This is a genomic window from Capnocytophaga leadbetteri, assembly GCF_003054025.1.
GTDB lineage: Bacteria > Bacteroidota > Bacteroidia > Flavobacteriales > Flavobacteriaceae > Capnocytophaga > Capnocytophaga leadbetteri.
Genome location: NZ_QBKG01000015.1, coordinates 26782 through 48559, shown reverse-complemented (window position 1 = coordinate 48559; position 21778 = coordinate 26782). Strand labels below are relative to the sequence as shown.

22 protein-coding genes and 1 pseudogene are annotated in these 21778 nt (G+C 38.3%); 1 reads left to right on the top strand and 22 read right to left on the bottom strand.

Annotated features, from left to right (window positions below):
* Nucleotides 1-192 (top strand): annotated as a pseudogene (locus C8P65_RS10090) (IS1595 family transposase); the annotation flags it as partial.
* Between the two features lie 78 nt (nt 193-270).
* On the opposite strand, the gene C8P65_RS10085 reads toward C8P65_RS10090, so the two are convergent.
* The 22 genes from C8P65_RS10085 to C8P65_RS09985 form a co-directional block, all read right to left on the bottom strand.
* Nucleotides 271-2619, bottom strand: a complete 2349-nt coding sequence (locus C8P65_RS10085; protein WP_107782689.1) for a beta-N-acetylhexosaminidase — start codon at nt 2617-2619, stop codon at nt 271-273.
* 105 nt (nt 2620-2724) lie between these two features.
* Complete coding sequence (gene folE / locus C8P65_RS10080; protein ID WP_095912937.1) at nt 2725-3396, bottom strand: GTP cyclohydrolase I FolE; 672 nt, start codon at nt 3394-3396, stop codon at nt 2725-2727.
* Between the two features lie 12 nt (nt 3397-3408).
* Complete coding sequence (gene lon, locus C8P65_RS10075; protein WP_107782693.1) at nt 3409-5859, bottom strand: endopeptidase La; 2451 nt, start codon at nt 5857-5859, stop codon at nt 3409-3411.
* A 174-nt stretch (nt 5860-6033) separates the two neighbouring features.
* Nucleotides 6034-6594, bottom strand: a complete 561-nt coding sequence (locus C8P65_RS10070) for a molybdenum cofactor guanylyltransferase (RefSeq protein ID WP_107782688.1) — start codon at nt 6592-6594, stop codon at nt 6034-6036.
* The gene (locus C8P65_RS10065; RefSeq protein ID WP_095912935.1) at nt 6560-6907 is read right to left on the bottom strand and encodes a winged helix-turn-helix domain-containing protein; all 348 of its coding nucleotides are present in this window, start codon (nt 6905-6907) and stop codon (nt 6560-6562) included. Before C8P65_RS10065 ends, C8P65_RS10070 begins: the two co-directional genes overlap by 35 nt.
* The gene (locus tag C8P65_RS10060) at nt 6895-8079 is read right to left on the bottom strand and encodes a molybdopterin molybdotransferase MoeA (RefSeq protein WP_107782687.1); all 1185 of its coding nucleotides are present in this window, start codon (nt 8077-8079) and stop codon (nt 6895-6897) included. Before C8P65_RS10060 ends, C8P65_RS10065 begins: the two co-directional genes overlap by 13 nt.
* Nucleotide 8080: 1 nt before the next feature.
* Nucleotides 8081-8713 carry an SCO family protein gene (locus C8P65_RS10055; protein ID WP_211305900.1) on the bottom strand — a complete coding sequence of 211 codons (633 nt, stop codon included), beginning with the start codon at nt 8711-8713 and terminating at the stop codon, nt 8081-8083.
* Nucleotides 8713-9162 (bottom strand): hypothetical protein, encoded by a 450-nt coding sequence (locus C8P65_RS10050; protein ID WP_107782685.1) that lies wholly within the window; start codon nt 9160-9162, stop codon nt 8713-8715. Before C8P65_RS10050 ends, C8P65_RS10055 begins: the two co-directional genes overlap by 1 nt.
* Nucleotides 9137-9283 carry a hypothetical protein gene (locus C8P65_RS12110; protein ID WP_170069102.1) on the bottom strand — a complete coding sequence of 49 codons (147 nt, stop codon included), beginning with the start codon at nt 9281-9283 and terminating at the stop codon, nt 9137-9139. The genes C8P65_RS10050 and C8P65_RS12110 overlap by 26 nt, the downstream gene beginning before the upstream one ends.
* Before the next feature lie 84 nt (nt 9284-9367).
* The gene (locus C8P65_RS10045; protein ID WP_146162930.1) at nt 9368-9802 is read right to left on the bottom strand and encodes a hypothetical protein; all 435 of its coding nucleotides are present in this window, start codon (nt 9800-9802) and stop codon (nt 9368-9370) included.
* 3 nt (nt 9803-9805) lie between these two features.
* On the bottom strand, nt 9806-10585 hold the full coding sequence (locus C8P65_RS10040; RefSeq protein WP_211305899.1) for a formylglycine-generating enzyme family protein: 780 nt from the start codon (nt 10583-10585) through the stop codon (nt 9806-9808).
* Nucleotides 10586-10594: 9 nt separating this feature from the next.
* Nucleotides 10595-12022 carry a copper-containing nitrite reductase gene (nirK, locus tag C8P65_RS10035; protein WP_107782683.1) on the bottom strand — a complete coding sequence of 476 codons (1428 nt, stop codon included), beginning with the start codon at nt 12020-12022 and terminating at the stop codon, nt 10595-10597.
* A 100-nt stretch (nt 12023-12122) separates the two neighbouring features.
* Nucleotides 12123-12743 (bottom strand): ATP-binding cassette domain-containing protein, encoded by a 621-nt coding sequence (locus tag C8P65_RS10030; protein ID WP_107782682.1) that lies wholly within the window; start codon nt 12741-12743, stop codon nt 12123-12125.
* Nucleotides 12740-13414: a molybdate ABC transporter permease subunit gene (gene modB / locus C8P65_RS10025; protein ID WP_107782681.1), complete on the bottom strand. Its 675-nt coding sequence runs from the start codon at nt 13412-13414 to the stop codon at nt 12740-12742. The genes C8P65_RS10030 and modB overlap by 4 nt, the downstream gene beginning before the upstream one ends.
* Complete coding sequence (gene modA / locus C8P65_RS10020) at nt 13414-14175, bottom strand: molybdate ABC transporter substrate-binding protein (RefSeq protein ID WP_107782680.1); 762 nt, start codon at nt 14173-14175, stop codon at nt 13414-13416. Before modA ends, modB begins: the two co-directional genes overlap by 1 nt.
* 297 nt (nt 14176-14472) lie before the next feature.
* A complete protein-coding gene (moaA, locus tag C8P65_RS10015) occupies nt 14473-15465 on the bottom strand; it encodes a GTP 3',8-cyclase MoaA (RefSeq protein WP_107782679.1) in 993 nt (330 codons plus the stop codon).
* The gene (locus C8P65_RS10010) at nt 15455-15754 is read right to left on the bottom strand and encodes a hypothetical protein (protein WP_009389855.1); all 300 of its coding nucleotides are present in this window, start codon (nt 15752-15754) and stop codon (nt 15455-15457) included. Before C8P65_RS10010 ends, moaA begins: the two co-directional genes overlap by 11 nt.
* Before the next feature lie 22 nt (nt 15755-15776).
* Nucleotides 15777-16307, bottom strand: coding sequence for a QcrA and Rieske domain-containing protein (locus C8P65_RS10005; protein ID WP_107782678.1), 531 nt, complete (start codon nt 16305-16307; stop codon nt 15777-15779).
* Between the two features lie 20 nt (nt 16308-16327).
* Nucleotides 16328-16903: a 4Fe-4S dicluster domain-containing protein gene (locus tag C8P65_RS10000; protein ID WP_009389857.1), complete on the bottom strand. Its 576-nt coding sequence runs from the start codon at nt 16901-16903 to the stop codon at nt 16328-16330.
* A gap of 41 nt (nt 16904-16944) precedes the next feature.
* Nucleotides 16945-19212, bottom strand: a complete 2268-nt coding sequence (locus C8P65_RS09995; protein WP_107782677.1) for a molybdopterin oxidoreductase family protein — start codon at nt 19210-19212, stop codon at nt 16945-16947.
* Nucleotides 19213-19245: 33 nt separating this feature from the next.
* Nucleotides 19246-20301 carry an MFS transporter gene (locus C8P65_RS09990; protein ID WP_095912923.1) on the bottom strand — a complete coding sequence of 352 codons (1056 nt, stop codon included), beginning with the start codon at nt 20299-20301 and terminating at the stop codon, nt 19246-19248.
* 146 nt (nt 20302-20447) lie between these two features.
* Nucleotides 20448-21773 (bottom strand): MFS transporter, encoded by a 1326-nt coding sequence (locus C8P65_RS09985; RefSeq protein WP_009389860.1) that lies wholly within the window; start codon nt 21771-21773, stop codon nt 20448-20450.
* Nucleotides 21774-21778 lie beyond the last annotated feature (5 nt).

Sequence of the window (21778 nt, the reverse complement as noted above, 5' to 3'; positions counted from 1 at the left end):
GTAATACACCAAGTAAAGTCTTGGATACGAGGTATATATTCTTGGGTGTCAGAGTTTAATATAGACCGCTATTTAGCTGAGTATAGTTTTAGAATCAATCGCTCACAAAGCAAAGAGACTATCTTTAACAGTTTAATAAAAAGAATTGTAGAACGTTCGTCCGTTTCCCAAAGTCAATTAGTATGTAGCTAAATAGACACCTCAAAATAAAAAAATAGGCTGTCTGAATATTCAGACAGCCTATTTTCATTAACCATTAAAATTTAACCATTAATTAACTTCTATTTCGTCAATAAATAAAAAACCTGGTTTTCCTGCAGCTCCGTTATGAAAAGCAGGTATTTTATTCACCTCATTGATTTTAACTTTCAGATAAGTTACTTTCTTTTCTTTAAAAGAAAGTTTATAATCTTTTATTTCTCTAAAATGTTTTGTAGGTAGTTGGTAGTCTTCTTTAGCAAGTGTTTCGTAGTTTTTACCATCAGTAGAACCTTGTACTTCAAAATGGGTAGGAGGGTAAATCCAATCACCAGTATCTATAAAAGATTTGAAAGATACTTCCTTGATAGAGGTATTCTCTGGCAAAGTAATAACTACTTCACAAGGAGCCTCACTAAATCCCAACCATTGTCCAGAGCGCGAATTCTTATTTCCTCTCTGGCCATCTACTAAAGTAATAGCTCCGTTAAAAGTGTAGTTGTGAGTGGGCTTACTAAGAAATGTTATAGGGCGAACAGTAGCCTTGTTGAAGATAAACTTTTGTCCCCAACTGCTCTCACCTTCACTACCAAAAGCCTTTGCTTTAAGGTCTGTAGTTTTTGTTATTTTTAGTGGTTGAGTGTATACTTTAGCATTTTTAGTAGGTTCAGTACTATCAGTAGTGTAATAAATAGGAGTGCTTTCAAGGCAAGAGAAAGTGACTTTTATATCACCTACTTCGGGTTTTACTTCAGCACGTACATTGAAAATATGTTTAGCGTAGTTATATCCCTCGAGCTGATAGATATTGATAAGTCGCAAAAGTCGTTGTAAGAAAGCACTATAGTTTTTAGCGTCTTTAGGGTTATGCCATTGTACTTCAGCCAAAGCTGCATAGCGAGGTAGAGCCATATACTCTACGTGTTTAAAGGTTTTCATATATTCTGTCCAGATATTGGACTGTACCCCTAAGATATGTTTTTGTTGGTCAGGAGTAAGAGCATCAGGGTAAGGATTGAAAGAATATACACGTTCTACAGGTACATAACCTCCAATAGCAAGCGGTTCAGTATCAACTTTGTCAGTTTGATAAAAGTCAAAGTAGCAGAAAGACATAGGGGTCATAATAGCATCATGGTTAGACTTAGCAGCCTCTATAGCACCACTGATGCCGCGCCAAGACATTACAGTAGCATTAGGAGCTAATCCTCCTTCTAAGATTTCATCCCAACCAATAATACGACGATTTTTGCTAGCTAATACTTGTTCAGCATATGTAATTATGTGGCTTTGTAGATATTCTTCGGCAGAGTGTTTGTCATCACCTTTTATACCTAATTCTTTAATTTTAGCTTGGCATTTAGGACATTTTTTCCAACTAACTTTTGGGCATTCATCACCTCCAATATGAATGTACTGTGAAGGGAAAATCTCTGTAACTTCTTCTAATATATTCTTTATGAAATTATATGTTTCTTGGTTGCCAGCACAAAGTACATCATCAGCTATTCCCCAAGTTTCACGTACCTTATAAGGTCCTCCTGTACAACCTAACTGCGGATAAGTAGCTAAGACAGCTACCATATGTCCTGGTAAGTCAATTTCAGGGATAATAGTAATATTGCGGTCAGCGGCATATTTTACAATATCCTTCATTTCTTGTTGTGTGTAGAATCCACCGTGAGGTTTGCCATCAAAGGTAGTCCATTGTTTTCCTACCATTGTTTGGCTACGAGTGCTACCTATAACAGTAAGTTCAGGGTATTTCTTAGATTCAAATCGCCAACCTTGGTCATCAGTAAGGTGCCAATGGAAACGGTTCATATTATGAAGGGCAAGCATATCAATAAAGATACGAATAGAGTCAGCTGTAAAGAAGTGGCGTGCGCTGTCTAAATGTCCTCCACGATAGGCGAAGTAAGGCTGATCAGTGATTTGCTGAGCAGGGAAGATAATTTTTTTAGTTTTTAGGACAGGAATAGATTTTCTGAGGAACTGTACACCGTAGAAAGTACCTGCTTTAGAAGCTCCATTGATGGTGATATGATCAGCATCAATACTAACTTGGTAACCTTCTTTGTTTTCATTATTGTAGTTTTGGAGGAGAACAATGTTATTAGAAGGTTTTCCTTCATCTGGAGCAATGTTGAGAGCAATACCTGATTGCTTTTGAATATACTCCTTCAAGAAGCCTGCATATCGCTCTAAATCAACATCTCCTTTAGGATAGGTGATTTTGGTATTTGCAGTAAGCACAAAGGGCTTATTAGCATTTATTGAAGGTTTAGATATCATCTGAGGGGCAGGAATAACCTCATAATTGGCTGTAGCGGTTGTATCTGCCTCCTGATGGGTAGTAGCGGACTTACAAGAAAACATCAACGCTACCAATAAAATTGCTGAAGTAAATTTTATCCTCATCTTTTAAAATTTTAAATTAGTGAGGCAAATATACGATGTTTTTTTGAAATACATAACAATAAAGCGAAAATATTTTTTCTCCCTCCCCTCAGATGTCTGTTTTTTTTAGTGAAATCTGGTCTCTAACTTTATATATTCTAGAAATTCTTTTCTGACTTCAGGGTCTTTAAACTTGCCACCAAACTCTGCTGTTACGGTACTGCTGTCTATATCTTCTATCCCTCGCGAGTTCACACATAAGTGCTTAGCATCTATAATGCACGCTACATCTTCAGTACCTAAGGCACGTTGCATCTCTTGCACTATTTGTAGGGTTAAGCGTTCTTGTACCTGAGGACGTTTAGCGTAGTACTCTACTATTCTATTCATTTTTGAGAGTCCTAATACTTTCCCATTTGAGATATATCCCACATGCGCACGTCCTACTATAGGTAATAGATGGTGTTCGCAAGTAGAATAAACAACAATGTTTTTTTCTACAAGCATCTCTCCATAATGATACGAATTGTCGAAAGTAGACATTGAAGGTTTGCGTTCTGGCAATAAACCTCCGAAAATTTCCTTAACAAACATTTTAGCTACTCGTTTAGGAGTACCTTTCAGACTATCATCTGTCAAGTCCATTCCTAGGGTGTGTAGTATAGCACGCATATGCGTTTCTATATCTGCTATTTTTTCGGCTTCGCTCATTTCAAAGGCATCAGCTCTAAGAGGAGTAACTGCAGAAGTAGCTACGTGGTTGTCGCCTATAATATCTTCTTCTTGTATTTTGTTCATTTTTAGTGTTTTTTATAAGGTTAAAACTTTTTTGTGTTTTACATCTTCATTAGTTATAGCTAGGCGTATTACTTCTTCCATATCTGTGACATAGTGGAAGATAAGTCCTTTGCGGTATTCTTCTTTTATCTCTAAAATATCTTTTTCATTGTCTTTGCAGAGTATGTACTCTTTGATACCTGCACGCTTTCCTGCTAATATTTTCTCTTTCAGTCCACCTACAGCTAACACTTTGCCACGTAGAGTAATTTCGCCTGTCATTGCTAAATTCTTTTTTACTCGTTTTTGGGTGAATAGCGACATTAGTGAGGTGAGCATAGCTACTCCTGCACTAGGACCATCTTTAGGAGTGGCACCTTCGGGTACGTGTATGTGTACATCATAACTCTCAAACAACTTAGAGTCTAAATTATAGCGGTCAGCGTTTGATTTTAGGTATTCTAGGGCTATAGTAGCTGATTCTTTCATTACTTGTCCTAGATTACCAGTGATGTTTAGTACTCCTTTTCCTTTTGAAAGTGCTGATTCTATAAATAATATATCACCTCCTACACTTGTCCATGCAAGTCCAGTTACTACTCCTGCTACTTCATTATCTTCGTATTTATCGCGTTCTAAACGGGCAGGGCCTAATATCTTCTCTATAGTTTCAAAGTTAATTTTAGGGTCATAGGCTTCTTCCATAGCTAAGTTTTTAGCTCCGTAGCGCACTACTTTAGCAAGCTCTTTTTCTAAAGCTCTCACCCCTGATTCGCGTGTATAGCCTTCCACAATACGTTCTATTTCTTTCTTACCTAGCTGTATATCTGTGGCTTTCATACCATGCTCTTTTAGCTGTTTAGGCAATAAGTGGCGTTTGGCTATTTCTGTTTTCTCTTCTATAGTATAACCTGATACATTTATGATTTCCATTCGGTCGAGCAGAGCCGGCTGAATTGTCGAAAGATCATTGGCAGTAGCGATAAACATCACTTTTGATAAGTCATACCCCATCTCTAGAAAGTTGTCATAAAACTCTTTGTTTTGTTCTGGGTCGAGTACTTCTAACATAGCTGCTGAAGGGTCACCTTGATAGCTACTATTGCCTAATTTATCTATCTCGTCTAAAACAAATACAGGATTAGAGGTTTTGGCTTTCTTTAGTTGTTGTAATATACGCCCTGGCATTGCACCTATATAAGTCTTGCGATGTCCACGTATTTCAGCCTCATCGTGCAAACCTCCAAGCGACATTCGCGCATACTCTCTGTTTAGAGCTTTGGCTATAGAGCGTCCTAAAGAGGTTTTTCCTACACCAGGAGGGCCATAGAAACACAATATTGGTGACTTCATATCATTGCGTAGCTTCAGTACAGCCAGATATTCTATGATACGGCGTTTTACTTCATCTAATCCGTAATGTTCTTTGTCTAGTATCTTCTGAGCACGTTTTAGGTCGAAGTTATCCTTAGAATATTCATTCCAAGGCAGTTCTAACAATACTTCTAAATAATTGCGCTGAATGCCATAGTCAGGGCTGTTGGGGTTAGTACGTTGTAGCTTGCTAAGCTCTTTTTCAAAAAGTTCTTTTATTTTATCGTCCCACTTCTTATCTTTAGCTTTCTTTTTGAGTTCTTCTATCTCTTGTTCGTATGATACACCACCTAATTCTTCTTGTATAGTGCGCATCTGCTGATGTAGGAAATACTCGCGCTGCTGTTTGTCAATATCAAATCTCGTTTTTGACTGTACCTCATTGCGTAAGGTAAGTCTTTGTAAGTCAATATTTAGATATTTTAAAATAGCAGTCGCACGTTCTTTTAACTCATCTATTTCTAAAACAGCTTGCTTCTCAAGTACTGTAGCATTCATATTAGAAGCAATGAAGTTTATCAAGAAAGAGGTACTTTCTATATTTCTTATAGCAAAAGCAGCTTCTGAAGGTATATTAGGGTTCTCCTGAATGATTTTGATAGCTAAGTCGCGTATGGCATCTATAGTAGCTTCAAATTCTTTATCATTAGTATCAGGTTTTATATCTGATACTTCTGTGATAGCAGCTTTTATATAAGGTTTTTCCTCTACTATACCCTCTATCTGAAAGCGTTTTTTTCCTTGTATGATGATGGTTACATTGCCGTCTGGCATTTTTAGTACCCTTAATATGCGTGCTACAGTACCTAATCGATATACATCCTTCCCTTCAGGTATTTCGGTGTTTTCATCAGTTTGAGCTACTACTCCTATTGTTTTAGTAGTTTCATTAGCTTCATTGATAAGGCGTATAGAGGCATCGCGTCCTGCTGAAATAGGGACTACTACACCAGGGAAAAGTACTGTATTGCGAAGCGGAAGGATAGGCAATACGTGGGGTACACGTTCGCGCTCTATTTCTTCCTCATCTTCGGTAGTTAGTAGGGGTATAAATTCTGCATTTTCATCTATATGCTCAGTAGCAAAACTGTCAAAATTTCCTATTTTCATTTCCATATTATTGATATGTGACATTTTGTCAGTAAGATCTTTGTCTGACTGACGAATAGTTTAATAGTTTAGTGAGGGCTATAAAAAGCTATCTCCCTGATTGATAATATAATAGTATTTACTTAGTGTATCAATCAGGGTAATATATTGCAATAGCTGTGCCATTGTTATATATCATTTGTTTTTTAATAGCGTCGTCCAATCTTCTGGAGTATTGATATTCGCAAAATATTGTTGGGAATTACTATATATAGGATAAGAGTGTTTTTTTGCTCCTAATTCTTCGAGAATAGTCAGCATTTTTAGTTTGTTTTGTGTTATATAGTTTTGCAGTTGAGCAACATAAGCATAAGGATAAATGCCTAAAGTAGGAAATACCTTTTCATTATAAGTGAGTACATTTATTTTGCTATAATCGGCAGTTGATTGCAAAAAATAAAATATATTTCTATCTAAGAGAGGCATATCACAAGGGCATACTAATATATCTTTTTTTAGATGCACTAATGCACTGTAAATTCCTCCTAAAGGACCTTTGTTAGGGTATATGTCAGCTATCTGAGGGTAGGGGAAAACATCATATTCAGCCTTTTTTCCAGCTATATACACTTCGTGTCCTAAATCTTCTAAACAGTTTCCTATACCTGCAAGCAGAGGTTCTCCTTCAAGAGTAAGAAGGGCTTTGTTTTCTCCCATTCGGCTACTCTTGCCCCCTGCTAAGACGATAGCTTTCATCTTCTGAAAAGTTTTTAAAACACTGATCTACTTTCTTAAATAGTGCTACGATTTTCTTACCTTCCTGAGTTAAGATGCTGCGTCCGCCATCTTTACCTCCTACTTCTTTAATAACAAGAGGCTCTTTGGCGTTATTGTTCATTTCACGCACCATTCCCCAAGCACGGCGATAAGGTATTTTTAGCTGACGGGCTGCTTCAGATATAGACCCCGAAAGGTCTATTTGCTCTAATAGTTTGGCTCTTCCTTCACCTATGCGAAGTCCTGTTTCAGTTTGAAACCAAATATGTCCTTTGATAGTTACAGTCTCCATATCTTTACTTTTTCGTCTTTTTCAAGTATTGTTTTGCCTGCAGGAAACTCTAATAAGCAATTGGTGAGAGGCAAGGTATCGAGCTTATGCGACTCTTGCGAATGTAGCACCATCACTTTAGCTTTGTCAACGTAGGCTTTTAAATATTGTGTAAGTTCTCCTTTCTTGCGGTCGTAAGGATGTGTAAGGGTTGCGTAGTCCATCTCTTTGCGGAAGTTATTTCTTCCATAACATCCTAAAATAAAAGGTTTTACATACATATGATAACAAATGAATACCGAAGCAGGATTACCAGGTAGAGCAAACACTCTCTTATGTCCATACTTACCGAAATAAAGAGGCTTACCAGGTTTTTGAGCTACTTTATAAAGGACTTCTTCTACACCTATGTTTTGAAGAGAAGTACGCACAAAGTCGTAATCGCCTACCGATATACCTCCCGAAAGTAAGAGTATATCTACTTTTTCGAGAGCTTCGCGTATAGCTTGTTCAGTAGCTTGTTGGGTGTCGGCAATGTGTTGTACTAATGAAAGTGATTGTCCTATCTCAGCCAATGCAGCTTGTAGAGTATAAGAATTAGCATTGTAAATTTTGCCTTCTGGTAGAGGGTTGCCTATCTCTACTAACTCATCACCTGTGTAAAGTAAACCGATAGTAGGTTTGGCAAATATCTTTACTTTATCAATACCTAAGCTGGCAAGAAATCCTATTACAGCTGGATTTACAAAGGTATTTTCGTGTAATACAAGGTCGCCCTCCTGTGTCTGCTCTCCTTTCAAGCGGATGTTCTGTCCTTTTTTAAGAATGGTGTTATCAAAGTGAATAGTATTGCCTTCGCGAGTTACCATTTCTTGAATAACCACAGTATCAACACTGCTGGGCACACGCGCCCCTGTGAAGATACGCACTGCCTCTCCTTTGCCCAAAGCTATATCTATAGTCTTCCCCGCTGGTATCTCTCCTACTACTGTAAAGGTATCAGTACTGAGGCTATCCATATAGCGAAAACCATAACCATCCATAGCCGAATTAGAAAATGAAGGCACTGCAATAGGTGCAAATATATGTGTCGCCAAATACCCTCCTAAAGCTTCTATAAGAGGTACTTCTACTACCTCTGTAGTCTGAATATGTGCCTCTATGAGGTCTTTTGCTTGATTTGTATTTACCATATTAATTTACTAACTGTTTAAGGGTTTCCTTCACTGTCTTGTCATAGTCAATGCCTAAACCTTCTTGTTGCGATACCAATTCTCCTTTCTTGTTAAACACACTGATGATGTTAGAATGTGAGAAATCCACTGGCGATATTTGCTTGTAGTTCACAGCAAGTACTGCAGCAAACTCTCGTGTTTGTTCTTCATTAGATCGAAGGAATAGCCACTGCTCATCGTCCATTTGCCTTTCTTTGGCAAAGGCTTTTAAATGCTCTGGTGTATCTGTCTCGGGGTCTATACTCACCAAAAGGTATTTCACTTGCTTGCGTTTGTCTCCTGCTTGTTCATCTACGCGTTTGCGTATTTCGCGCATATCTTTAATAAGGATAGGACAAGCGGTCTTGCAAGAGGTGTAGATCATTACCACTACCAATACATTCCCTTTGAGGTCTTTAAGCTCTATGTTATCCCCATTTTGGGTCGTCCATACCGCTGGCAAGTGATATACTGATAAGTCCGAAAAACTATCAGTCGTCTTTCTAGCAGTGCTATCTGCCACTGCTTTTGTATCTGTTGTGGCTGTGTTGCTATTGTGGTTATTACAATTGAGCAACAACAAACTCAGTAAAATAAAATATAATGTTTTCATCAATAGTAATTCTTTCTAAGGTTTATCTTCATTTTATCATATTTCGCTTCTAATATTTCTAAAAATCCCTCTAGAACATCGGCTACTTCTTCATAATTACGATAAAGGTATTTATCGTCAATTCCTTGTTCCGTAATCCCTCTTATTTCTTCCAATTTAGCTCTTATATATCTATACGAGCTTGTTGTCCCATCATAGTACAGAAAATCTCCTACATATTCTTTCAATATATCATAATCTGCATTAGCTTCTACAATCATAGCTTTGATATAAATATTCACCAATGCTATAATTGTTAATTCTGACGATTTTTTATAAATATCTACTATCACATAACGGCAGATTTTATCTATATCATTACGCGACATATTTTTTAAGTTGTTATCATCACCTAATAGCAACTCACAATCTTCTATAATATTTCTATATTTTGTTAGAATATCTTTCATTGCGATATACCACTTGTGTTTCCTCCCACTCTTGTGCTTTCCACAGCTCTGTTACTTCTCTTGTATGAGCTGTAGTTTTTTCGGTTCTGTTTACCAAAACACCATTTCTTTTTCTGTCCATATTAGGTATTTGTACATTGTCCAAATACTCACTTATTTCCTTCGCAAAGTCTCGAAAACCTATCGTTGAGGCTTTGATCCTTACTTACATAATAGGCTTGCTATTACTCCATTTGAAGGTATATTTATTTATCCAATGAGGGCGTTCTTTAAGAGTTGCTACCAAGGGGCTATTCAAGTAAACAACAAACATACGCTCATCCTCTAGTGAACCATCACTATAGATTATCTTCTTTATACTATCCCAAGCGATAAAGTTGGTTTCATTAAATAACGGAATATCTATTGTAAAACCCTTATCATCATAAGTAATACGGCTTTTATCTGCATCTGTCGTATCTCCTGAGAAATCAAAATAGTGCCCTAATACAAATAACAACGCTACTACCAACGGAATGCTGAATATCACCGGAATATACCACAAAGTATAGTTTATAAAGGTGCTATAAATGACTACACCCAAGCACAACAAGAGTATTACAACGGCAAAAATACAAATAAATATAGTAATTACCTTCATTTTTTAATTATTTTTTGCACATCTGAAGCCCATATTCAGCATTGTATAGTTAGCTTTAAGGCTCCCTCGTAGCGCATACCGCATAAAAGCTCCATAGTTAGTAAGGTCGGAAGCATTGAGCGCACTCCCGCCACAAAAAAGAGCATCATCTCCTTGCTTGTCTTTGCGCGAGTCGCCCGAGAGAAGCACACTGTTGAAGTCCGCCACCCATTCCCATACCAAGCCGTGCATATCATACACTCCCCAATAGTTCTTGGGTGTGCTCCCCACTTTCTGTAAGTAGGTCTTGGGCGTTTGCATACTTCGCACTATATATTCTTGGTAATGTTTCTTCTTGCGAGCATCTATACTTTGGGCATCGGATTGGGCTACATACTCCCACTCATCAGTAGTTGGTAGTCGCTTTCCTTCACACTCACAATATTTCTTGGCAGCAAACCACGAGATGTGGGTAACAGGAGCTTGTGCCTCTAGCGGACTAAAATCTAAGTCGCTCTGCCAATGTGAAAGATAACTTTTCTGTGCAAAGATTCCTTTCACTTGAGAGCGTTGCCACTCGGGGTGTTTCTCCAAAAAAGCTTTGTATTGTGCATTGGTTATTGGGTATATATCTAGCTGAAAGCTCTTTACATTTACGGGCTTTGTCGCTTTATCTTCCCCTTTTACTCCATACAAAGGGATATAGCTTCCTCCTTTAATCGTTACCATTGGGGTAGGAGTTTGCCCTAAGAGTAACCCATAAAAGCATAAAAATATTATATAGGTAAAGTATCTTCTCATCATTTACCTCTATTAATGTTTGTCTCTTACTTTCTTTACTCTTTCAGGGCTTACTACAGTTTTGTTGTTTTCCCAGTTGTGATATACATAGGTGAGTACATCGGCTATTTGCTCTGGGGTAAGCGGTTGTGGAGGCATTACGCTGTTGTACTGTTTTCCATTCACAGTAATTCCTCCTGTATGCCCTTTTAGTACGGTCTCTATAGCTCTATCTACATCGGCATTGAGGTAGTCAGCTTTTGCTAAAGGCGGAAAAGCCCCTTCTAAGCCTTGTCCTTGCACCTGATGACAAGCAATACAAGTGCGTTGGTACACTTTTTTACCTTCTTCTATCTGTTGTGCTAGTGTTTTATTACTTGTTTCCTTAGTAGAGGTAGCTTCGTTAGTGGTCACTTGACTATTTGTTACTTTAGCTTGATAAGGTATGGGGGCTTGCTTGCCATAAATAACTGGATTTTCACGTCCTTGAGCAATGAGCTGTCCTAGTGCACCTTTATTGAAAGCGCGGAAAATAGCGTGGTCTACCAAAGTATAAGAACCTGGTACTTCTACCTTAAACTCTACTATGGCTGCCCCACCTGCCGGAATAACAGTTGTCTGTACGTTTTCATTTATGAGTTTACCTCCTTCTACTTGTACTCGGTCAAAGATTTCGCCTATTACGTGGAAAGAAGAGATAAGGTTAGGTCCTCCATTCCCTACAAAAAGACGTACTGTTTCACCAGCGTTCACTGTAAGGGCTTTATTGCCTGTGAGGGCACCTACTTTACCATTGAAAAGCACATAATCAGGCTTTTCGGCAAGGGCTTTTTCCTGACTAAAGGCTTGTAATCCTTGAGCTCCGTAGTCTCCTTCTGTATAGAAATCGCCTTGCATTACATAGTATTCCATATCCACTGGAGGTAGACCACCTTCAGGTTCTACTAATATAAGTCCGTACATACCATTAGCAATATGTAGGGGCACAGGGGCTTGAGCGCAGTGATAAACGAATAACCCTGGGTTGAGACACTTAAAAGTGAAAGTGCGCTGCTGCCCTGGGGCTACTAACGATGCATCAGCACCGCCTCCTGTACCTGTTACAGCGTGTAGGTCAATATTATGAGCTAATTTGTTATCAGGATGATTTTTGAGAGTGAATGATACTTCATCGCCTACTCGGGTACGGATAAAATTTCCAGGTACTGTACCGCCAAACGTCCAAAAAAGGTATTTAGTGCCATCTGCCAATTCGCCTTCTTTTTCTATGATTTCGAGGGTAACACTTAGTTTAGTAGCCTTGCGATTTCCTACAGGGGCAGGTACGAAAGGAGGTGAAGTGAGTTGTGCTACCATTTCTCCTTCTATAGGGATTTCAGCAGTATTAGTATAAGTACTATTTTCATCGCCACAACTCCATAGTAGCGGTATACATATAAGTGAAGATATAAATTTTTTCATTGAAAAGTTGAACCGTTAATTGGCTGCAAATATAACACTTTTTTTAAGATATGGTCATCTTGTAATGAAATTAATGTCTTAGTTCTTCGTTTTTTGTGTTTTAGATTATTATTTTGTCATCAGCTTCTTTTTCAAAATCTTCAGTCTGATGACTTATAATAAATATAGTACTTTTGCTTGTAGTCAGAAACGAGAGTACTTCTTGCTTCATAATAGCTCTCATAGTAGCGTCAACTGATGAAAAGGGCTCATCAAGTAGTGTAATAGAGGCTTTTTGTGCTAAAGTACGCGCCAAAGCTACTCGTTGCTGTTGTCCCCCTGATAGTTGAGTTACTTTTCGGTTTTTTAGCTGCTCCATTTTGAAGTTTTCGAGCAACTGACTTATATAAGCAGGGTCTTTTTGCTTTTGAGCAAAGGCGATATTCTCCCAGACCGTCATATTCGGAAAAAGAGCATACTCTTGAAACATCAGGGCGATATTGCGTTGTTGAGGTGGCAGGTTAATATTCTTTTCAGTGTTTAACAATATTTTATCACCTACACGAAAGAAGCCTCGATCTGGTTTTATAAGTCCCACCAAAATGCGGAATAGGGTTGTTTTGCCTATGCCCGAAAGTCCTGATAGCTGTACTAAAGCACCATCTTTTACAGTTTTGTTTACCAATAAGTCTTTAGCTCCTTCTGAAGTGTAAATAGTATGTGAAATATCTATAGTAATCATAGGTAATTTGTATTTTGTTTTTTGTTAATACTGAAAATAACCAATAGCAATATAAATGAGATAGCAAATAATATCAGTGCGTATTGGTCAGCAAGTTCATAGTTGAGTGCTTGGACTTGGTCATACAGTTCTATTGAAGCTACTTTTGTCTCGTTAGGAATGCTACCACCAATCATCAGTACGATACCAAATTCGCCTATACAATGAGCGAAAGTAAGTGCTAAACCTGTTATAATAGAAGGTTTTATATTAGGTAAAAGTACATGCCAAAAGGTTGTCCATTTGCTTTTTCCTAAAGTATAAGCTGCTTCTTTCAGTTGTTTAGGTAGTGCTGTAAAACCATTTTGTAGGGGTTGAATCATAAAGGGCAAATTAGCTACTATACTAGCTATCACCACTCCTTCAAAAGTAAAAGCGAGTTGTATGTCAAATGTCTCACTTAAGTATTTTCCTAATCCGCGTGTAGGGCTAATAAGTAATAAGAAATAATAGCCTAATACGGTAGGGGGGAGTACCATAGGCATACATAGTAAGGCTTCGAATAGTACTTTACCTTTAAATTTGCTATATGCTAACCAATATGATACTGGTAGGCTAAAAATGAATAAAATGGCAGTAGTAATAACTGCCATTTTACCCGTTAATAATAAGGTTTTTATAAATTCTTCCATTATTTTAGTTCGTAACCGTGTTTTTTCCAGATAGGTTTAGCTTTGTCACTTAATAAATAGTCTAAAAAGGCTTGTGCAAGAGCGGTATTCTTATCTTTTATTACTACACCAGCTTGTGCTATAGGAGTACATTCTTCATTAGTGAGTAAGTAGTACTTGCCTTGTTTATCCTTCATCTCTGGTGCTAAAATAGTAGAAAGGGCTACAAAACCTACTTGGGCATTGCCAGTAGAGACGAATTGTGCTGTTTGGTTGATGTTTTCACCCCATACTATTTTAGATTCTATACCGTTATATAGTCCTAATTTTTGTAGGGTTTCTACAGCATTTTTACCATAAGGGGCTAATTTAGGATTAGCAATGGCTATACGACTTACTTTAGGGTTTTCTAAAGTAGCTTTAATACCTTTTTTTACATTGATATTCATACTCCAAAGGGCTACTTTACCATAGCAGTACACTACTGATTTTCCGTGCCCGAAGCCTTTGCTAATCACTTCTTCAGGGAATTTAGTGTTAGCGGCTAAAAACAAATCGAAGTTAGCACCATTTACTATTTGTTGAGTTAGTGTTCCTGAAGCACCAAATACAATGTCTATCTGGGTATCTTTGTGCGATTTTACGTATTGTTGTTTGAGTTCTTCTAATACATAGCGAAGGTTAGCTGCTGCTGCTACAGTTATCTTATCAGCTGCGAAACTATAAGCATTGATGAGTAATGCTAAAACGAGGGTTAAAATAATTTTTGATATTCTTTTCATTGTTTAATAATATTAAAAGTTAAACATAGCACACGTTTGCAATATACTTATCCCTACACTAGTAAACCAAACTTGTGTAGAAATGGGATAAACACCTCCTAAAGTACTCATTAGTATAAGAATTTTTAGTTGTAAAGTGATATATTTAAAATTAGTTTTTATCTGAAAACTTAATCGTTATGATTTGCATAACAATACGATATGTAAAAAAATATAAGGTTTTATTTATACCTTAGATAGCTTTGTTATCTTCTTTTTTTCGCTGGCAAATGTACGAAGTTTTTCCATATTTAAAAATTAACCACCTATCTTTATCATACTGCGGTTTACCATTTTTTGGCTATCCACTGTATTGATTTCGGTGAACTGTCCTCCTTTTTCTTTGTGTTTGCGCCATACGCCTTCTTTTATAAGAGCGGTAAGGTCTTTTCCTTCTCTGTAGAGGCTCAGTAGGTCAAATTCTTCTGCTCCGAATAGGCAATTTTTCATTTTCCCATCAGAAGTTAGCCTTATACGATTGCACCCTCCGCAGAAAGCATTACTCATAGTAGATATAAAACCAAAAATGCCTTTGCTATTTTTGCTGAGTTGGTATTTGCGAGAGGTATCGTGCTTTTCGTCTGTCAATTTAATGTAGTTAAACTCTTTAGCGATAGTACTGAGCATCTCATTTACCGAGATTACTTTTCCTCGTTCCCACGTATTGCCGTAGAAAGGCATAAACTCTATAAAGCGCATCTCAATAGGGTAGTGGTGTGAAAGAGTTACTAATGGTAGCAGTTCATCGTCATTAACTCCCTTCATTATTACAGCATTTAGTTTTACTCTAAACCCTAAGTCTATACTGCGCATTATATTGTTCCATACTTGGGGTAGGAGGTCTCTCTTGGTGATTTGCTTAAAACGCTCTTGGTCTAATGAGTCAATACTGATGTTTAGATGTTGTACATTGTGAACTTTCAGTAGGTCAAAATACCTATCGAGTAATACTCCATTAGTAGTAACCCCCAGAGAGATATTTAGGGTAGCCAACTTTTGTATAATTTCATCAAAGTCTTGACGTACAAGAGGCTCTCCTCCGGTGATACGTATTTTGTTAATACCAAATTGCTCTACAAATATTTTTGAGATACCAAAAATTTCATCGCTATTCATCAATTTAGATGATGGACTGCTTGTGAAGGGTTCGTTGGGCATACAGTATAAACAACGAAAATTGCAGCTATCCGTAATGGATAGCCGCAAATATGTGTGTTTTCGTCCAAAAGTATCGGTGAGATTAGTACTCATACTCTTCTTCTTTTTCGTCTCCTTTTAGTATTTTTCCCGTCTTAATCATTGGTATATAACGTAAGAAGAACAATAAGCATAAGAATATTACTACAGAGCCTATAGCTGACCACGTAGCAAATTCTTGTACATTGATCTCTGTATTGTACAGATATAGAGCTTTGTTGATAGTACCAAATAGTAACCACATTTGCATACCTGTAAGTAGTATGTAAATGCCAATGATAAAAGCTAACATATCATTTACACGAGTAGTAGCTTTTTGTATAGGTTTCTTTCTAATTGCCATAACATCAATTGTTAATTGTTAATTAAGAGTGTGCTTTGTGGTTGATTTGTTGTTCGTATGTATAATCTTCCACAAATATTTTGCCGTCTTTTACCACTACGTTTAGGCGTGGTAGAGGGCGTGGCGGAGGCCCTTGCAGTACCTTACCATCTTTGGCGTCAAAAAAGCCGTGATGACAAGGACATTCTATCATTCCGTGCTCGTGATCGTAAATTACCGAACAAGAAAGGTGAGTACATTTTTGTTCGTATACACGCCAATCGTCTTCAGCTAAGCGTATTAGCATATACGGATTGCGATGATCGCCGTCTACATAAAAAGTTTTCTGAGCACCTACTTTTAGCTCTGAAGTATTACACACGAAGTAATCTTTAATTACTTTTCGCTTATGGAAAAAGTTGAATATAGGTATGAATACATTTACAGCTGCCATAATTCCAGAGAAGAGCGTAATGACTTTTAAGAAGTCGCGTCTTGCTACATAGCCTGCCTCTGTCTTCTTAATCGGAAAGTCTGCTTTCCAGTCGGGTATGTTTTTATTTTCGTCTACCATTTTTTTAGTGTTTTTTGTAATTAAAATACCTTAATCTCTTCACTGCCCTTAGGCATCATTAGGTTTACCTTAGTAGTTACTACCTCTTCGCCAAAGATAAACTTCTTAATAGGGGTACTATTAGGGCGTTTTTTAGCCACATTTTCTTTGGTATCGAAAGTAAGTGCTCCACTTGGACATACCGTAGCACACATAGGCTTTAAGCCTACGCTGGTACGGTCGTAACACATATTGCACTTCATCATTAACAGTGCATTTTGGTCAGGTATCTTAGGTACACCGAATGGACAGCTAAGCACACAGTTAGCACAACCGATACATTTTGATACATCAGCTGAGTGTACAATACCATATTCATCTTTCACTATGGCATCTGCTGGACATACATTGGCACAGATAGGGTCATCGCAGTGCATACATACTTGCACAGTAGTTTGTACAGTCTCGCGCCTGTCTACATAGTGAATATGAATCATTGAGGTCTCTCCATTGGTTTCGCATTCTGCACAAGCCATCTCGCAAGAGTGACAGCCTATGCAGCGCTGCATATCCAAGAAGAACTCCATATCATTGAATTTTTTAAATTGTTCTGCCATTGAATTTTGTTTTTACTCTTTTTGTATACTCTTTTTTACTCTTAGTTAGGAATAGGGGTGTCGCCTTCTGCAAATAGCACATCTCTACTTCTGTAAGCATATTCAGCAGAGTCTTTGGCTTTCTTCTCTCCTGTTTTCTCTATCTTGCAGGCACACACTTTAAACTCGGGCATCTTAGAGATAGGGTCAAGACCTTCTAATCCTACAGTGAGCTGGTTTGCAGCGTTCACACCTCCCCAGTGATAAGGTACAAATACTGAATCTTTTCGGATAGTTACCACTACATTAGCAGGGAATACTGCTGAGTTGCGGCGGGTAGTAATACGCACCAAGTCGCCTTCTTCTATACCATATTTGGCAGCCAACTCAGGGTGTATTTCCATTAATGGTTCTGGGTAAATATCTACCAATTTACCAATACGGCGTGTTTGGGTACCACTTAAGTACTGGCTTACCACACGTCCTGTAGTGAGTACTACTGGATAGTCAGCATCAGGTTCTTCTACTGGTGGCTGATAAGGAGTGGGGTTAAAGTGAGCCTTACCGTCATTAGTTTTAAATTTACGGTCTTCCCAAAGACGAGGAGTACCAGGGTGATCGAGACTTGGACAAGGCCAGAATACACCCATATTCTTTTCTACTTTTTCGTAGGTGATACCGTAATAATCTGCGTAAGAATTTTTTGAAATCTCTCTCAATTCATTAAAGATATCTTCACTGCAAGAGTAGGTAAACTTATCTTCTTCGCCAAGACGTTTAGCTAATTCTTTCAGGATTTCTATATCGCGTTTAGCTTTTCCAGGAGGGGTTACAGCTCCCGAAATACGTACTACACGTCCTTCTGAAGTAGTGGTAGTACCTTCTTCTTCTTCTTGTAAAGATCCTGCTAATACGATGTTAGCGTGACGCAATGTTTCTGAAAGGAAGAAATCAATACCCGTGTAAAATTCGAGCTTTTCTAAGGCACTTTTTACGTATTTATTATTAGGTAAAGTGATAATAGGGTTGAAGCAGATAGAGAGTAACCCTTTAATTTCTCCTTTGTTGATAGCATCAATAATTTCGTAAGCACTGAGTCCCTTACGCGGTAGTTCCGATTCAGGAATACCCCAAAAATCAGCTACTATTTTGCGGTGTTCAGGGTTTTCTATATCGCGGTTACCAGGTAGCTGGTCGCACTTGTGTCCGTGTTCACGTCCTCCTTGTCCGTTTCCTTGCCCAGTGATAGTACCATAACCGCAATAAGGTTTACCAATACGTCCAGTTGCTAATACTAAGTTGATACAGCTCAACACGTTGAGTACCCCTTTACGGTGTTGCTCAATACCGCGTGCGTGTACTAAGAATGAGGTTTTTGCTTTACCCCACATCTCAGCAGCTTTGTAGATCAATTCTTTAGGTACACCAGTTATTTTTTCGCCCCATTCAAGTGTGCAGTGTTCTACTGTTTTAGCAGTTTCCTCCCAACCTGAAGTATAGTTGTCTATAAAGTCGTGGTCTAACCAATCGTTGTCAATAAGTACTTTTAGCATAGTACTCATAAGGGCAGTGTCGGTACCTGAGCGCAAAGGTAGGTGAACATCGGCAGTACGTGCTAAAGGAATTACACGAGGGTCAATTACTATAATTTTTGCTCCATTATCGCGGGCTTCCCATATACGATAAGTAAGTACAGGAAAACATTCAGAGATATTAGCTCCTGTTATGATAATCACTTCAGCGTGAGCAAGATCAGCCCACGAGTTAGATGATCTATCCATACCAAAAGCTTTCTTATTACCAGCTCCGGCACTCACCATACAAAGCCTTCCGTTATAGTCTAAGTTAGCTGTTTTGAGGGCTACACGAGCAAATTTTCCTACTAAATAACTTTTTTCGGTAGAAAGTGATACGCCTGAAAGCATTGCAAAAGCATTTCTGCCATATTGCTCTTGTATGCGTTTTATTTCACTTACTACAGTGCTGTAAGCTTCTTCCCATTCTATAGGTACGAAGCCTACACCTTCTACGCGTTTGATAGGTTGTAGTAGGCGGTCAGGGTGGTTATCTTGCATATAACGTTGCACTCCTTTAGGGCAAAGACGTCCTTCGTTAAAAGGGAACTCTCTCCAAGGTTCAAAACCTACTACTTTTTTGTTTTTTATTTTGAGTTTGATACCACACTGCAACCCGCAAAAACAACAGTGTGTTTTTACAAGTTCGTCAGGGGTTTGTGAGGCGCGCGCCTTAGCACTCTCTTTTGTCATATAGTGCTTATGGGGCCCCCACTTTGCTATAATTTCGTCTACGGGTACGGGTAACGTTGCCATAATTTTCTCTTTTTAAAATAATGAATTAGGAAATTAACCAAAGAAACTACCCGCTTCTTCACGGGCTTTGAGGTGTGCTTTAGCTAGCATACAGCGTTTGCCTTCAGGACTATACTCTAAGTAGCTCATTCCTTCTTTGTTTTCTAATTTGAATCCGAGCTCTTTTGTCACCTCTTTTAGGTCGTTTATCTGCATTTTGCAAGCGTACTCTTCTTTAGTGTGTGGACATACTTGCATCCCTTCTTTAGCTCCTTTTAGGCGGTATACATTTGCCCCTATCTGGGCAGGACGCTGAAATATATGGAAGAATTTACCAAAAGGTATCCACATTAGGAACATCGCTACTGCAATGGCGTGGGTAATAGCCATAAACTGACTCATTTTGCCTTCTAAGAATGAGTAATCAAACCAAATACCCAATCCAGTTACTGATACAACTATCAGCAATATAAGAGGCAACCAGTCGCGCTCAAACCATTGGCTTGCCATCTGCCCTTCGTCTACAAAGCGACGGTGCATCATTATAGCAGAACCAATAATGACCATTATGGCAGTCCATACTAAAATGTGGAAGAGGAATAAGGCTACAATAGTACCCAATTTAAAAGTCATTACCGAGAAGCCCATAAAATGGGTTTCATACATATCGGTAGTGCCGGGAACTAAGGTGAAGTGCATCCATCCGAAGGTAAGCCCAAAAGTTACACCGAATGAAATTAAGCAACCTACGGATAGCAAGAAGTGCCCTAACCAGCGCATTTTGCTACGAGGCATTAAGAATTTTTGCAATAGTAGGTTTTTAAAAGTTAGCCTACCATAGTCTTTCAGTTGTGCCCAATAATCTTTGCTGCGCAACAGCTGCCAAGTGCGTTTCCAATACTTTTGGGTAGGGGGGCGTTGTAGCCAAACACTATGCTTATAAGCTATCCCAAAAGTCATACTGATAGTACCAAAAAAGTATATCATCAGGGCAGCATCGTAGTTCTGTAGGTTTACAGAACCTATTACCGTAATAGCTATTACTATCAATGTAGCAATAACAGCATTGCGGAATGCTTTCTTGTTTATTTTGGTGAAAATACTGAACATATAATTTTGTTTTACTCTTTGGGGGCAAAGATACAAATAAGAAAGTGAATTACAAACAGTTTTTGTAATTTAGAACCGTTCGTAATTCACTTGTTTTGTTTTAATTCCTTGTGATATAAGGTAATTATCTCTTTTTTAAAATCAGTCTAACTTGGTCTCTCACATCCTTTGCGGGTATAGAAGTGCCAGTTTATCCACGTAGCTACTACACATAGGGCAAAAACACACCAGAAGAAAGGTTTAGAAGTACCAAACCAAGCACGTGATTGTGGTATCATTATATTGAAAATGAAAGGCCCAAAAGCAGCTACAGCAGCTGTCCAACCTATTACCCCTGCAGACTTACGTGGAGAAGCTGCAAAGATGGTAGGGTATTGCTTAAAGGTAGCAGCATTACCTACACCTGTAAAGAAGAAGATAGCCATAATGATAATAAAGAACATTGGGAATTGATCTGCTGAAGTAGGGGTTAGATAACCTCCTAAAATGAGGATAGCAAAGAGAATACCCATAGCAATACCAGTGATATGTGTAAGGATAGCACCACCAAACTTGTCGGCTACTTTACCAAAAAGCACTCGCATAGCAGAGCTGATAAGAGGGCCATAGAAGGCGTAGTGCAGTGGCTCAAGCGTATTGTCTAATGGTACGTACATATTCTTAATCATTAATGGGAATGCAGCAGAAAGACCTGCAAAAATACCAAAAGTCATAATATATGTAACAGTGCAGTACCAAGTGTGCTTGTCGCCAAAGATGTCTAACTGTTCTTTAAATGATGCTTTTACAGGAATACTCTTCAGTGAGAACCAAGCCCAAATACCTACTAAGAAAAGCGGCAATACATAGATGAACGCCACGTTTTCTAAGAAAATAGTTTTACCGGTAGTCAATACTGTTTCTCCTCCTCCTAAGAAAGAGAAGATACTTAGGCTGATAACGATAGGCGAAAGCAGCTGTACAAGGCTCACCCCAAAGTTTCCTACCCCAGCCTGTATCCCTAAAGCGGTACCTGATAGGCGTTTAGGGAAGAACAAAGAAGTAGAAGGCATATAAGACGAGAAATCACCTCCACCAATACCTAGTAAGAAGCCTATCAGCATAAAGTAGCCGTAAGATGAACTAGGATCCATTACTGCAAAGCCTAGCATTAGCAAGGGGATAATCTTTAGCAATGCACTGATAGACACTACTTTTTGTGTTCCGAAAATAGGAATTAAAAAAGTGTTCAATATACGCAAAAGACCTCCTGCCAATCCTGGCATAGCAGCTAACCAAAATAGTTGGTCATCACTGAACTGAAAACCTATTTTTGGTAACTGTACTACTACAGCACTATACAGAAACCAACACGCAAACGACATTGTAAGCGCAATAGTAGTAATTGTAAGCGTTCTATTCGCTATTTTTTTACCTGTAGATTGCCAGAAAGCTTCATTTTCTGGCTCCCATTTTTCTAACCATTTACTCATATGTA